Annotated in this window: 20 protein-coding genes and 1 pseudogene; 19 read left to right on the forward strand and 2 right to left on the reverse strand. The window is 58.0% G+C overall.

Features of this window, described 5'->3' with window-relative positions; translation table 11 throughout:
* The 17 genes and pseudogenes from rplX to rplQ form a co-directional block, all read left to right on the forward strand.
* A complete protein-coding gene (gene rplX, locus ANI01nite_RS05405; RefSeq protein ID WP_038992190.1) occupies positions 1–345 on the forward strand; it encodes a 50S ribosomal protein L24 in 345 nt (114 codons plus the stop codon).
* The gene (gene rplE / locus ANI01nite_RS05410) at positions 345–914 is read left to right on the forward strand and encodes a 50S ribosomal protein L5 (protein WP_038992189.1); all 570 of its coding nucleotides are present in this window, start codon (positions 345–347) and stop codon (positions 912–914) included. Before rplX ends, rplE begins: the two co-directional genes overlap by 1 nt.
* Positions 915–971: 57 nt before the next feature.
* The gene (gene rpsH / locus ANI01nite_RS05415; RefSeq protein ID WP_013349671.1) at positions 972–1,370 is read left to right on the forward strand and encodes a 30S ribosomal protein S8; all 399 of its coding nucleotides are present in this window, start codon (positions 972–974) and stop codon (positions 1,368–1,370) included.
* 20 nt (positions 1,371–1,390) lie between these two features.
* The gene (gene rplF, locus ANI01nite_RS05420; protein ID WP_038992188.1) at positions 1,391–1,927 is read left to right on the forward strand and encodes a 50S ribosomal protein L6; all 537 of its coding nucleotides are present in this window, start codon (positions 1,391–1,393) and stop codon (positions 1,925–1,927) included.
* Between the two features lie 2 nt (positions 1,928–1,929).
* The gene (rplR, locus tag ANI01nite_RS05425; protein WP_038992187.1) at positions 1,930–2,301 is read left to right on the forward strand and encodes a 50S ribosomal protein L18; all 372 of its coding nucleotides are present in this window, start codon (positions 1,930–1,932) and stop codon (positions 2,299–2,301) included.
* A 29-nt stretch (positions 2,302–2,330) separates the two neighbouring features.
* Positions 2,331–3,008, forward strand: coding sequence for a 30S ribosomal protein S5 (rpsE, locus tag ANI01nite_RS05430; protein WP_174520608.1), 678 nt, complete (start codon positions 2,331–2,333; stop codon positions 3,006–3,008).
* Between the two features lie 3 nt (positions 3,009–3,011).
* Entirely contained in the window at positions 3,012–3,218 is a 207-nt protein-coding gene (gene rpmD, locus ANI01nite_RS05435) for a 50S ribosomal protein L30 (protein ID WP_038992184.1), read from the forward strand.
* Positions 3,219–3,220: 2 nt separating this feature from the next.
* Positions 3,221–3,673, forward strand: coding sequence for a 50S ribosomal protein L15 (gene rplO, locus ANI01nite_RS05440; RefSeq protein WP_038992183.1), 453 nt, complete (start codon positions 3,221–3,223; stop codon positions 3,671–3,673).
* Positions 3,674–3,929: 256 nt separating this feature from the next.
* Complete coding sequence (secY, locus tag ANI01nite_RS05445) at positions 3,930–5,234, forward strand: preprotein translocase subunit SecY (protein WP_141356569.1); 1,305 nt, start codon at positions 3,930–3,932, stop codon at positions 5,232–5,234.
* Complete coding sequence (locus ANI01nite_RS05450; protein WP_038992181.1) at positions 5,231–5,803, forward strand: adenylate kinase; 573 nt, start codon at positions 5,231–5,233, stop codon at positions 5,801–5,803. The genes secY and ANI01nite_RS05450 overlap by 4 nt, the downstream gene beginning before the upstream one ends.
* Before the next feature lie 144 nt (positions 5,804–5,947).
* Positions 5,948–6,781, forward strand: coding sequence for a type I methionyl aminopeptidase (gene map / locus ANI01nite_RS05455; RefSeq protein WP_141356571.1), 834 nt, complete (start codon positions 5,948–5,950; stop codon positions 6,779–6,781).
* 230 nt (positions 6,782–7,011) lie between these two features.
* Complete coding sequence (infA, locus tag ANI01nite_RS05460; RefSeq protein WP_013349662.1) at positions 7,012–7,233, forward strand: translation initiation factor IF-1; 222 nt, start codon at positions 7,012–7,014, stop codon at positions 7,231–7,233.
* Positions 7,234–7,360: 127 nt separating this feature from the next.
* Complete coding sequence (gene rpmJ / locus ANI01nite_RS05465; protein ID WP_013349661.1) at positions 7,361–7,474, forward strand: 50S ribosomal protein L36; 114 nt, start codon at positions 7,361–7,363, stop codon at positions 7,472–7,474.
* Positions 7,475–7,622: 148 nt separating this feature from the next.
* Complete coding sequence (gene rpsM / locus ANI01nite_RS05470; protein ID WP_022874115.1) at positions 7,623–7,997, forward strand: 30S ribosomal protein S13; 375 nt, start codon at positions 7,623–7,625, stop codon at positions 7,995–7,997.
* Between the two features lie 43 nt (positions 7,998–8,040).
* A complete protein-coding gene (gene rpsK / locus ANI01nite_RS05475) occupies positions 8,041–8,442 on the forward strand; it encodes a 30S ribosomal protein S11 (protein WP_038992179.1) in 402 nt (133 codons plus the stop codon).
* Positions 8,443–8,611: 169 nt separating this feature from the next.
* Positions 8,612–9,613 (forward strand): DNA-directed RNA polymerase subunit alpha, encoded by a 1,002-nt coding sequence (locus ANI01nite_RS05480; RefSeq protein WP_038992178.1) that lies wholly within the window; start codon positions 8,612–8,614, stop codon positions 9,611–9,613.
* A gap of 82 nt (positions 9,614–9,695) precedes the next feature.
* Positions 9,696–10,136, forward strand: a pseudogene (gene rplQ, locus ANI01nite_RS05485) (50S ribosomal protein L17); the annotation flags it as partial.
* A 167-nt stretch (positions 10,137–10,303) separates the two neighbouring features.
* Here the strand turns inward: rplQ and ANI01nite_RS05490 are convergent.
* Together ANI01nite_RS05490 and ANI01nite_RS05495 are read right to left on the reverse strand one after the other, a co-directional pair.
* The gene (locus ANI01nite_RS05490; protein ID WP_066140717.1) at positions 10,304–10,666 is read right to left on the reverse strand and encodes a hypothetical protein; all 363 of its coding nucleotides are present in this window, start codon (positions 10,664–10,666) and stop codon (positions 10,304–10,306) included.
* A gap of 202 nt (positions 10,667–10,868) precedes the next feature.
* Complete coding sequence (locus ANI01nite_RS05495) at positions 10,869–11,120, reverse strand: hypothetical protein (protein WP_141356573.1); 252 nt, start codon at positions 11,118–11,120, stop codon at positions 10,869–10,871.
* A gap of 368 nt (positions 11,121–11,488) precedes the next feature.
* Between ANI01nite_RS05495 and truA the strand changes: the two genes are divergently transcribed.
* The gene (truA, locus tag ANI01nite_RS05500; RefSeq protein ID WP_255314419.1) at positions 11,489–12,424 is read left to right on the forward strand and encodes a tRNA pseudouridine(38-40) synthase TruA; all 936 of its coding nucleotides are present in this window, start codon (positions 11,489–11,491) and stop codon (positions 12,422–12,424) included.
* A 324-nt stretch (positions 12,425–12,748) separates the two neighbouring features.
* Positions 12,749–13,192 (forward strand): 50S ribosomal protein L13, encoded by a 444-nt coding sequence (rplM, locus tag ANI01nite_RS05505; protein ID WP_038992172.1) that lies wholly within the window; start codon positions 12,749–12,751, stop codon positions 13,190–13,192.
* Positions 13,193–13,224: the final 32 nt, after the last annotated feature.

The following is a 13,224-nucleotide window of genomic DNA, read 5'->3' on the forward strand; positions in this document are numbered from 1 at the left end:
ATGGGCGCAAAGATCAAGAAGGGTGACCTGGTCCAGGTCATCGCTGGCAAGGATCGTGGCCTGCAGGGCAAGGTCCTGAAGGTCATCACCGAGACCAACCGCGTGCTGGTCGAAGGCGTCAACCGCGTCACCAAGCACACCAAGGCAGGTCAGACCGAATCCGGTTCGGCCACCGGCGGCATCGAGGTTGTCGAGGCTCCAGTGCACGTTTCCAACGTTGCAGTGGTTGACCCAGAGACCAAGAAGCCAACCCGCGTCGGCTTCCGCGAGGAAACCGTTGAAAAGAACGGCGTGTCCAAGACTGTACGCGTCCGTTACGCCAAGGCTTCCGGAAAGGATCTGTAATGACTGAAGCAGCCACCAAGATCCAGCCACGTCTGAAGGCTAAGTACGCAGCTGACATCCGCCCTGCCCTGCAGGAGCAGTTCAACTACGCCAACCCAATGCAGGTACCATCCCTGACCAAGGTTGTCGTGAACATGGGTGTTGGCGAAGCGGCCAAGGACTCGAAGCTCATTGAAGGCGCCGTACGCGACCTGACCGCAATTACCGGTCAGAAGCCAGTGGTTACCAAGGCCCGCAAGTCGATCGCTCAGTTCAAGCTGCGCGAAGGCATGCCAATCGGTACCCACACCACCCTGCGTAACGATCGCATGTGGGAATTCGTCGACCGCCTGATCACCCTGGCACTGCCTCGTATCCGCGACTTCCGCGGCCTGAGCGACCGCCAGTTCGATGGCAATGGCAACTACACTTTCGGTCTGACCGAACAGTCGATGTTCCATGAAATCGATGTGGACAAGGTTGACCGCGTACGTGGTATGGACATCACCGTCGTTACCACCGCCAAGACTGATGACGAAGGCCGTGCCTTGCTCAAGGCTCTGGGCTTCCCATTCAAGACCAACAACTAATCTCACTACGTTACAGGTCCGCTAAGGAAACCGTAACGAGGAAGGGCTGAAGCCCACATGTCTATGACAGATCCAGTCGCAGATATGCTGACTCGTCTGCGCAACGCCAACTCGGCTTACCACGACACTGTGTCGATGCCGTCGAGCAAGCTGAAAGTGCGCATTGCAAACATCCTCAAGGAACAGGGCTACATCGCCTCGTTCGAGGAAGTAGCAGCAGAAGTCGGCAAGACTCTGACTATCACTTTGAAGTATGGCCCATCGCGTGAGCGTTCGATCGCTGGCGTACGCCGTATCTCCAAGCCAGGTCTTCGCGTTTACGCAAAGTCCACCAACCTGCCTCACGTGCTCGGTGGCCTTGGCATCGCTATCCTGTCCACCTCCTCCGGTCTGCTTACCGACCGTCAGGCTGCAAAGAAGGGCGTGGGTGGGGAAGTCCTCGCCTACGTCTGGTAACGGGAAAGGGGAAACATACAATGTCACGTATTGGACGTCTTCCGATTTCCGTACCTGCCAACGTTGAGTTGAATGTCGACGGCCAGCTGGTCGCCGTCAAGGGTCCCAAGGGTGAACTTTCGATCACCGTCAAGGCTCCAATCACCGTTGCCAAGGACGAGAACACTGTTACCGTCAGCCGCCCGAACGACTCCCGCGAGGCTCGTTCGCTGCACGGTCTGACCCGCACCCTGATCAACAACATGATCGTTGGTGTGACCGAGGGTTACGAGAAGAAGCTCGAAATCCACGGTACCGGTTACCGCGTACAGGCTAAGGGTGCCGACCTGGAGCTTGCTCTGGGCTACTCGCACCCAGTGAAGGTTGCTGCCGTTGACGGCATCACCTTCTCGGTCGAGGGCAACAACAAGATCACCGTTGCTGGTATCGACAAGCAGCACGTCGGTGAGGTTGCCGCTAACATCCGCAAGCTGCGCAAGACCGAGCCTTACAAGGGCAAGGGCATTCGCTACGCTGGCGAGATCATCCGCCGCAAGGTCGGAAAGGCTGGTAAGTAAACATGGCTATCGGAATCAAGGGCAAGAGCAAGTCCGCTCAGCGCGGTCGTCGTCACCAGCGTTTGCGCAAGCACATCGTTGGTACCTCCGTTCGTCCACGCCTGGTTGTCAACCGCTCGGCTCGTCACATCTTCGTACAGATCGTAGACGACTCGCAGGGCATCACCCTGGCCAGCGCATCGACCATGGAAGCAGATCTTCGCGCAAGCGATGCCGACAAGACCGCAAAGTCCAAGCGCATTGGCGAGCTCGTTGCAGAGCGCGCCAAGGCTGCTGGCATCGAAGCAGTTGTCTTCGACCGCGGTGGCAACAAGTACCACGGTCGCGTGGCTGCTGTTGCTGAAGGCGCACGTGAAGGTGGGCTGGCACTGTGAGCGAAGCAACTAACAAGAAGGAAACTCAGGTGTCTGAAGCTACTGAAGCAGTCGAGACTGCATCGGCTCCCGCTACCGAGAACGCAGGATCCCGTCGCGGCGAAGGCCGCGGTCGTGGTGAAGGCCGTGGACGTGGCGAAGGCCGCGGTCGTGGTCGCGACCAGAAGGATAACCGCAACGAAGACAAGGACAAGTTCCTTGAGCGCGTTGTAGCTATCAACCGCGTCTCCAAGGTCGTCAAGGGTGGTCGTCGCTTCAGCTTCACCGCACTTGTGGTCGTTGGCGACGGCAACGGTCTGGTTGGCGTTGGCTACGGTAAGGCCAAGGAAGTTCCTGCTGCTATCGCCAAGGGCGTTGAAGAGGCCAAGAAGTCCTTCTTCCGCGTTCCACGCGTTGGCACTACCATTCCACACCTGGTCAAGGGTGAGGCCGCCGCTGGCGTCGTCTTGCTCCGCCCAGCAGCTCCTGGTACCGGTGTTATCGCCGGCGGTCCAGTGCGCGCCGTGTTGGAGTGCGCAGGCATCCACGACATCCTGTCGAAGTCGATGGGTTCCCAGAACCAGATCAACATCGTTCAGGGCACCATTGCTGCACTGAAGGCTCTGGAAGAGCCCCAGGCTGTTGCTGCTCGCCGCGGTCTTCCGCTGGACGAGGTTGCACCAGCAGCAATGCTGCGTCACATCCAGTCCCAGAAGGCAGGTGCTTAATCAATGGCTAAGAACATTGTTCCAAGCGACGCCAAGCTGGCAATCACCCAGGTCAAGTCCATCATTGGTGGTAACCAGGGCCAGCGCGACGTTGTTCGCTCGCTGGGTCTGAAGCGCATCGGTCACACCGTTGTCCGCACCGCCGATCCTGTGACTGTTGGCATGGTCAACAAGGTCCCACACCTGCTGAAGGTCGAGGAGGCGAAGTAGAGATGGCTGAAGAAAAAGCACTTAAGGTTCACCACCTGCGCCCAGCTGAGGGTGCCAAGACCGCTAAGACCCGCGTGGGTCGCGGTGAGGGCTCGAAGGGCAAGACCGCAGGTCGCGGTACCAAGGGTACCAAGGCTCGTTACCAGGTGAAGGCAGGCTTCGCAGGTGGTCAGCTTCCGCTGCACATGCGTCTGCCAAAGCTGCGCGGCTTCAAGAACCCGTTCCGCGTCGAGTTCCAGGTTGTAAACCTGGACAAGATCTCGGAGCTGTTCCCAGAAGGCGGCGAAGTCACCGTCGAGGCACTGGTTGCCAAGGGCGCCGTTCGCAAGAACCAGCCTGTCAAGGTCCTGGGCACCGGCGACATCACGGTCAAGGTTGACGTGAAGGTTGACGCCTTCTCGACTTCCGCAGCCGAGAAGATTGCTGCTGCTGGCGGCTCGGCAAACACCCTCTAATACAGGGTCAAGCCTTTGAATAGTCCCGGTTCGGGTTGAGCAATCAACGCGAACCGGGACTTTCTTTTACTCTCGGCGAAACATTCTAAGATTTCTAATAATTGCTTGGCTGATTAGTCAGTTTAGTCCCAATTCTGCAAACATTCCTGCGCTTTTCGTGTGGCGCATTTGGCAGGATTGCCTAACTGACCGCTAGAATCGTTAGGTCTGGGAAGAATCTCTTCCCCAGACTCAAGCACTTACTTCAGGAGGACGCTTGTTCAGCGCCATAGCCCGAGTTTTTCGGACGCCTGATCTGCGCAACAAGTTGCTGTTCACGCTTGGGATCATTGCGATCTATCGTGTGGGCGTATTCATTCCCGCACCGGGCATTGATTACAGCAACGTTCAGCAGTGTCTGGCAATGGGTGAAACCACCGGTGGACTTTATTCATTCGTGAACCTGTTCAGCGGCGGAGCCCTGTTGCAGGTATCGGTTTTCGCAATGGGAATCATGCCGTATATTACTGCGGCAATTATCGTCCAGTTGCTGCGTGTGGTGATCCCGCACTTCGAGGCACTGCACAAGGAAGGCCAAGCCGGCCAGGCCAAGATGACGCAGTACACGCGTTACCTGACCATCGCCCTGGCACTGCTGCAGGGAACCACCTTGGTCACCCTGGCGCGCACCGGCAGCCTGTTCCCAAGCTGCACCCTTCCGCTGATCCCGGATGACTCGCTGATCGTCATCTTGCTGATGATCATCACCCTCACGGCAGGCACCGGCCTGATCATGTGGATGGGCGAGCTGATCACCGAACGCGGCATCGGCAACGGCATGTCCATCTTGATCTTCATCTCCATCGCTTCGGGCTTCCCATCCTCGATGGGCGCGATCTTCCAGGCACAGGGCATCATGACCTTCATCGGCGTACTGCTGGTGGGCCTGCTGATTGTGGCCCTGGTGGTCTTCGTTGAGCAGTCCCAGCGCCGTGTCCCGGTGCAGTACGCCAAGCGCACTGTGGGACGCCGTACCGTGGGCGGCACCTCCACCTATATTCCACTGAAGCTGAACATGGCGAACGTGATCCCAGTGATCTTCGCCAGCTCCATCCTGGCGTTGCCGCAGATGATCGTCCAGTTCAACCAGAACGACGACGGCACCCTGCCCGAGTGGGCGATGTGGCTGCAGGAGCACTCGGCGACGTCCTCGCCGTGGTACATGCTGGTGTACACCCTGCTGATCATCGGCTTCACCTACTTCTACGTAGCGATTACCTTCGACCCTGAAGAGGTCGCAGACAACATGAAGAAGTACGGCGGATTCATCCCGGGCATTCGCGCAGGTCGTCCGACCGCGCAGTACCTGCAGTACGTGATTTCCCGTATTACCTTCCCGGGCGCCCTGTATCTAGCGTTCGTTGCGTTGATTCCACTGATTGCCTTCGTGCTGTTCAACGCTGATCAAAGCTTCCCATTTGGCGGTACATCGATCCTGATTATGGTTGGTGTGGGTTTGGAAACCGTCAAGCAAATCAATGCTCAAATGCAGCAACGGAACTATGAAGGGCTTCTGCGATGAGTCGACTGCTAATTATTGGACCTCCCGGTGCCGGCAAAGGCACCCAGGCCGTAAAGATCTCCGAGCGCTTGGACATTGTTGCCATCTCGACCGGTGACATCTTCCGTGCCAACGTCAAGGGCGGAACCCCGCTGGGCCTCGAAGCCAGCAAGTACATTGACAACGGGGACTTCGTCCCTGATTCGGTCACCAACAACATGGTTGAAGACCGCCTGAACCAGGACGACGTAGCCAACGGCTTCCTGCTGGACGGCTACCCGCGCACCAGTGCGCAGGTCGATGCACTGGATGCGATGCTGGCCAACAAGGGCATTGCCCTGGACGCAGTGCTGCAGCTGACCGCCGATGATGACGAGCTGGTTGCCCGCCTGCTGAAGCGTGCCGAAATCGAAGGCCGCGCCGATGACACCGAAGAGGTCATCCGCCACCGCCTGAGCCTGTACAACGAAGAAACTCGCGTCGTTGTAGAGCGCTACGAGGAACGCGGCATCGTGCGCAAGGTCGACGGCCTGGGCGCTATCGACGAAGTCACCGAACGTGTTCTTGCGGCGTTGAACGTCAACGCCTAGGCACAAGCGTTACAACGCGCAGGGACCGTGCAGCAACAATGGATGTTGCAGCCCGGTCCCTGCGCACTTTTTGCATTGATGGACCTTGCAGATGCCGGCAACGGCACAGGGCGGGACATCACACTTTAAGGCAGGGGAATCACATTGGCATTAGGACAGCCGAAAATCGAGTACAAGTCCAACTCCGAGATCTTGAAAATGCGCAAGGCCGGGTTGGTTCTGGCTGAAGCACTGGACGAAGCTGTCGCGATGGCCCGCCCGGGCGTGCGGACCGAAGCTATCAACGAGGTTTTCGGCAAGGTGCTGGAACGCCACAACGCAACCAGCAACTTTCTCGGCTACCACGGTTTCCCAGCCAACATCTGCGCGTCGGTCAACCATGAGGTAGTCCACGGCTTCCCGTCCGACTACGAGCTGAAGGACGGCGATGTGCTGAAGATCGATGGCGGCGCCGTCGTGGAGGGCTGGCACGCCGACTCGGCCCGCACCGTCCTGGTCGGGGAAAACATCGACCCGGCCGACCAGCGCCTGAGCGATATCACCGAGCAGGCCATGTGGGCCGGCGTTGCTGCCGCAGCCAACGCACGTTTCGTCGGCCAGATCGGGCAGGCCATCGATGACTACGTCACCAGCCAGCCAGGCGACGAGCTTGGCATCCTCGAAGACTACTGCGGCCACGGCATCGGCTCGCAGATGCACATGGCACCGGACGTGCTCAACTACAACTCCGGACACCGCGGCCCACGGATCAAGCCAGGTATGTGCTTGGCCATTGAACCAATGCTCGTACGCGGCGGCATCGAGACCTCCGTGCTTGAAGATGACTGGACGGTAGTCACCAACGACAAGTCCAACGCCTCGCAGTGGGAGCACACCGTAGCCTTCCACATGGGCGGCATCTGGGTGTTGACCGCGCACGACGGGGGAGCGGCGGGCCTGGCCCCATTCGGCGTGACACCATCGCCGATCCAGGGCTAACGCCACCCCGGAATCCAAGGGATCCAGTACGCCACCGCGTTGTGGCGTGCTGGATCTAACATTTTAAATATCGATGAACGATTGGCACTGCGAGAACTAATGCCGTATCGTTGTTTGTTGGTTCTTGATTTAATTGCGCCTAAAACCCTTAGGTTTTCGGTACAGGGATCAAGAGCCGGAACCAATTACTTGTTGGTGGAAATTGCCAACAAAAAAAGTTAGCGGGGAAAATGGGCAAGAAGGAAGGCGTCATCCAGGTAGAGGGCACCGTCTCGGAGGCACTGCCGAACGCGATGTTCCGCGTGGAGCTGCCAAATGGACACGTAGTGCTCGCCACTATCTCGGGTAAGATGCGTCAGCACTACATTCGAATCCTCCCAGAGGACCGAGTGCAGGTTGAAATGAGCCCATACGATCTCAACCGAGGTCGCATCGTCTACCGCTACAAGTAAATCTGCACAACCCAAGACTTTCCCAGCAGGCCAAAGCGCAGTCATGCGCAACAACCGCTGGATGATTGTTCTTGGGCGAAGCTATTTACTGCTCCACATTTAACTGCAACCGCAAAAGGACAAAGCCTTGAAGGTTAACCCTAGCGTGAAGCCGATCTGCGACAAGTGCAAGGTGATCCGTCGTAACGGCGTGGTCATGGTGATCTGCGAGAACCCACGCCACAAGCAGCGTCAGGGCTAATTCCGTTCTTACGGGATTCCCACGCGTAGTCAATTAGGCAGTATCAGCCAGGACAGTAGTTCTGGTGCACCCCCGGATTCGGAGGCCGGGGCCGTGAGCAATCACGGAAGATGCTGCTCCAGACCTCCGTTCGTTGAAAGGTAGCCACTTGGCTCGTTTAGCAGGCGTGGATATTCCACGCGAGAAGCGCGTAATCATCGCGCTGACTTACATCTACGGCGTGGGCAAGACCCGTGCAGAAGAGACCATCGCAGCGACCGGTATCAACCCGGACACTCGCGTCAAGGATCTCACCGATGACCAGCTCGTGCAGCTGCGCGACTTCGTCGAAGGCACCTACAAGGTAGAAGGTGACCTGCGCCGCGAGGTTCAGGCCGACATTCGCCGCAAGGTAGAGATCGGATCCTACGAAGGTATTCGTCACCGTAAGGGCCTGCCGGTCCGCGGTCAGCGCACCAAGACCAACGCACGTACCCGCAAGGGCCCGAAGCGTACCGTCGCCGGTAAGAAGAAGACTCGCTAAATCTTAGCGATCTAGTTCAAATACTTTTTTCGTAGGAGAAGAAATGCCCCCAAAGACTCGTGGAGCGGTACGTAAGCCGCGTCGCAAGGACAAAAAGAATATTGCGCAGGGACAGGCGCATATCAAGAGCACCTTCAACAACACCATCGTATCGATCACCGATCCGACTGGCGCTGTGATCTCGTGGGCTTCGGCCGGCGAGGTAGGCATGAAGGGTTCGCGCAAGTCGACCCCATACGCTGCCCAGATGGCTGCCGAGTCCGCTGCAAAGCGCGCTCAGGAGCACGGCATGCGCAAGGTTGACGTTTTCGTCAAGGGCCCAGGCTCGGGACGCGAAACCGCGATCCGTTCGCTGCAGGCTGCTGGCCTTGAGGTTGGATCCATCCAGGATGTTTCCCCAAGCGCTCACAACGGTTGCCGCCCATCGAAGCGTCGCCGCGTCTAATTGATTCGCTAGGCTTAGCCTAAGAAGTCACCGAAGCATTCACTCGTGGGTGCTCCGGTGACTATCTTGGACTTATTAGCCTGCAAAAGACGAACGGCCACCTCAGGCTACCGTCGTTTCCACCCCCGTGAGGCGTCATATAGCGGACGCTCGCTGAAAGGAAATGTAAGTGCTCATTACGCAGCGCCCAACCCTGACCGAAGAAGTAGTTGCCGAAAACCGCTCCCGGTTCGTTATCGAACCATTGGAGCCAGGCTTTGGCTACACCCTTGGTAACTCGCTCCGCCGTACCCTGCTCTCTTCGATTCCTGGTGCTTCCGTCACCAGCATTCGAATTGACGGTGTACTGCACGAGTTCACCACCGTAGCCGGTGTCAAGGAAGACGTCACCGAACTGGTCTTGAACATCAAGAACCTGTCGGTATCTTCCGAGCACGACGAGCCAGTCGTTGCCTACCTGCGCAAGCAGGGCCCGGGCATCGTTACTGCAGCGGACATCACCCCTCCAGCAGGTGTGGAGTTCCACAACCCTGATCTGCACATCGCCACCCTCAACGCCAATGGCAAGTTCGACATGGAACTGACCATTGAGCGCGGCCGTGGCTACGTGTCTGCCGCTCAGAACAAGAACATCGATGGCGAGATTGGCCGAATCCCAGTTGATTCGATCTACTCCCCAGTTCTGAAGGTGACCTTCCGCGTGGAAGCAACCCGTGTTGAGCAGCGCACCGACTTCGATCGCCTGATCGTTGACGTGGAGACCAAGGAATCGATCACCCCGCGCGATGCAGTTGCATCCGCAGGTACCACCCTGGTTGAGCTGTTCGGTTTGTTCCGCGAACTGAACACTCAGGCTGAAGGTATCGAAATCGGTCCATCGCCAACCGATGCAGCCATGGCTGCTGACATGGCGCTGCCGATCGAGGATCTGGAACTCACCGTTCGTTCGTACAACTGCTTGAAGCGTGAGGGCATCCACTCCGTGGGTGAACTCGTTACCCGCTCCGAGGCCGACTTGATGGACATCCGCAACTTCGGTGCAAAGTCCATTGACGAAGTCAAGGCCAAGCTGGTTGAACTGGGTCTGGCCCTGAAGGATTCCCCTCCAGGCTTCGATCTGGCCGCTCGTAGCGCCATCGACGATGGCGACGAATACGACGAAGGTCTGTAAGACCCGCGTCTAGCGACACACTACTTCATCCGACTGGACGACAGATTCGTCCAGTACGGGTTATTCATCTAGGAGAACTACCATGCCTACCCCTACCAAGGGTCCGCGTCTCGGCGGCAGTGCAGCACATGAGCGATTGATTTTCGCTAACATGTCGGCACAGCTCTTCGAGAACAAGAAGATCACCACCACCCTGACCCGTGCCAAGCGTCTGCGTCCACACGCAGAGCGCCTGATCACCTTCGCAAAGCGCGGAGACCTGGCTTCGCGTCGCCGCGTCCAGGCCGTCATCGCTTCGCGTTCGCGCACCAACAAGTCGATCGTTCACGAACTGTTCGAGAACATCGCACCAGCAATGGCAAACCGCGAGGGTGGCTACACCCGCATCACCAAGATCGGCAACCGCAAGGGCGACAACGCTCCTATGGCTGTTATCGAGCTCGTGATGGAGCCAGTTTCGCCGAAGCAGGCTGTCGTCAAGGAAGCCACCCAGGCTGCCGAGAAGGCTGCTGAGACCGAAGAGGCCTAAGCTTCTTCGAGCTGAAGCTCCCTCGCCTGCAAGGGCAAAAAGAGTCCCGTTGGATCCGCAAGGAACCAACGGGAATCTTTTGTTTAAGCCTGTTCAGTGATGCATGCCGGAGCGCGTGCCTGTCAGATGGCGCGTCTCGAGCATCCGCAACGTGGAATTTCCTAGCTGAACGAATCCATGTCCGGGCATGCCGTATTCAGGTATTCAGTAGCCTCTGAGGCTTCGGCAGTGTCGAGCTCGGCGACTTTTTGCGAAATCTCCATCATATTGGTGCCGTCTGCTTCAGCCAACAAGTCTGCCATTTCCTTGTTCTGCCCGGCAGCTGCGTTCAAGGACGTGGCAAGCTTGCTGTCCTTGGTATTTTCAGCGGCTTCACCCAAAATGGCATTGAACTCATGCATGACCTCGACGTATGCCGAAGTTTCGCCCACCATGAGCTTTGCGCTGGAATCATCCGCCTTCTTTTGCAGATCGCGCTGGACTACCTGGTCATTGATAAAGGAGCAGGTGTCCTCGGTGGACATTTTTCCAGCACCGCAACCAGTGAGCATGAGTGAAGCGAGCGCGAGCGCAGCGGCAGGTGCCGCGAACTTTTTCAGCATGGAGATCCTTAGATGATGAACCGCTGGTCTAGCAGGGTAGCCATTGATGACTACTTGATTATTCTATAGTCAGGATTTACTGCAGGCGGTGTGTGACGTGCTTGGGTCTGCGGACGAATCGTATTTACGGTTCGACCGTGCCGGATTCCTCACCGGAAATTGGGCAGGTCTGATCCACATAGTCCGAATATTGATCTGTCAGATCGACCGCGGCCGCTTCAAGGTCTGCCCCGAACGTTGGATCATCGAAAGCGCGGCCCTCAATGAGGTCGACGAAGTCTTGGAACCTGCTGATTTCTGAGTCCAATGCAGTGCGCAGTTTCCCATTGCTGGTCTGCTCGGAAACTTCTTGGTAGATGCCGATGGTGGCTTCCATGGCATCTACGACAGGTTGCGTGTCTTGCTCAATAGCGCCCATATATGCCAGCCCCCACTTGTCCCCGATCGATTGATCGATAGCCAATTCATGAAGCAGGTCGCATGACTGCTCGGTGTTCAGCTGGCCGGAACTGCAGCCACTCAAGCAAAACCCAAAGGCGGTTGATGCTCCAATGATGCTTGCGGTAGTCCTTCGCATGGGAAGTCCTTAGAACGGTGATGATGGCTTTGCCGCCTAAGCGGCAGGACGTTGGATGCACACAGGCTACCTCCGCGGGAGTCCCGCGTTTTTGCGCCTGTGGATAACCGGCCGGAAGGCGGCCATTGATTCGACGGTTGCGCAGGTCCTTACGCATAATTGAATGCATGAGTATCCAGCCAGAGAGCATCGATCCCATGGGCACCAACGCATTGGGGGCTACTGCCGCACCAGCGTGGATCCGGATGCGCATGGTCCTCGGATACGACGGCGCCGCCTACAGCGGTTGGGCGCGCCAGCCCAATGTCCTAGGCGTGCAGCAGCTGGTTGAGGAAGCATTGGAAATGCTGGTCCGCCGCCGTGTGCGAGTAGTTGTCGCCGGCCGCACCGACGCAGGCGTGCATGCGCGCCACCAGGTGGTGCATTTCGACCTGACAGATGACGAATACGCGGGCCTGCCGCGCAAGGCGCCCCTGGCTCCCGGCCCAGCGCTCGTACGCCGCATCAATGGCATTCTTGGCCGCCAAGAGGGTGCCGTGTGGGTCCATGAAGCCGAGCGTGCTCCAGAAGGCTTCGACGCCCGGTTCTCGGCGCTGGCCCGCCGCTATTCCTACCGGATCGCCGATGGCCAGCAGCGCTGGGATCCGCTGACCCGACACCTGACCGCATGGCACCGCGAAGAGCTCGATGTCGAGGCCATGAATCGCGAGGCGCAAAGCGTGCTGGGCCGCCATGACTTCTTGTCCTACTGCAAGCCTCGTCCGCACGCCACGACCATTCGCACCTTGCAGGAATTCTCCTTCACCCGCGGTGCCGACGGCCTGGTGCTGGCGCACCTGAAGGCCGATGCCTTCTGCCACAATATGGTCCGTGCGCTGATTGGCGCCGCAATGATGGTGGGGGACGGGCGTGAGCAGCCGGGCTTCTTGGCCCAGCGGCTGGGGCAGATGGTCCGTGACTCGAAGACCAAGCTTTCGCACCCGCGGGCGCTGGTTCTCGAAGAGGTCTATTATCCGGAAGCGGGAGAGCTGGCAGAGCGGGCACTTAGAACCCGCGCGCTGCGCACCGATGATGAAGCAGATACGGCCCGCTCGGAAGGCTGATTGGCGTTGAGCCCCGGAATCTTAAGGGTGTTGTTGCTCACGGCATGCATCCTTTTTTGGCCGGAAACACTTTAATCCGCTAAACTTTTATGAGTTGTGTATGTCCACGTTCGACACTACACGCCCAAGCGTGACGGCTTAGTTGCATAGTCGCTGGTCTGCTGGGTGTGCGAACAGCTTATGGACGGCCGGTTATCATCAGTCCTCACCTGACGTACTGGTCTAAACACAAGAACAACACGACAGTGCCTGTCACTGGGGGATCTCACCGCCTTCAGCCAAGCGACTGTTTGACCAGAAACGAATCAACGTAAGGCAATTACTGTGCGTACGTACACCCCAAAGCCGGCTGACCAGACTCGTCAGTGGTATGTCATTGACGCCACCGACGTAGTGCTCGGCCGTCTCGCCGTCCAGGCCGCAACCCTGCTGCGCGGCAAGCACAAGCCAACCTATGCTGCACACATGGACATGGGCGACCATGTCATCATCATCAATGCAGACAAGGTTGCACTGACCGGTAAGAAGCTGCTGAACAAGCGCGCTTACCGCCACTCCGGTTTCCCAGGTGGCCTGAAGAGCATCAACTACGCAGACCTGCTGGAAAAGAACCCAGTACTGGCTGTTGAGAAGGCTATCAAGGGCATGCTGCCTAAGAACAAGCTTTCGGATGCCCAGCTGTCGAAGCTGAAGGTATACCGCGGCGCAGAGCACCCACACGCTGCTCAGTCGCCGAAGGCACTGGAAATCACCCAGGTCGCTCAGTAGTCCTGGCCCCGAGAAGAAATACTTAATAGGAG

The sequence above is a fragment of the Glutamicibacter nicotianae genome, from assembly GCF_006539525.1.
In the GTDB taxonomy this organism is placed as follows: domain Bacteria; phylum Actinomycetota; class Actinomycetes; order Actinomycetales; family Micrococcaceae; genus Glutamicibacter; species Glutamicibacter nicotianae.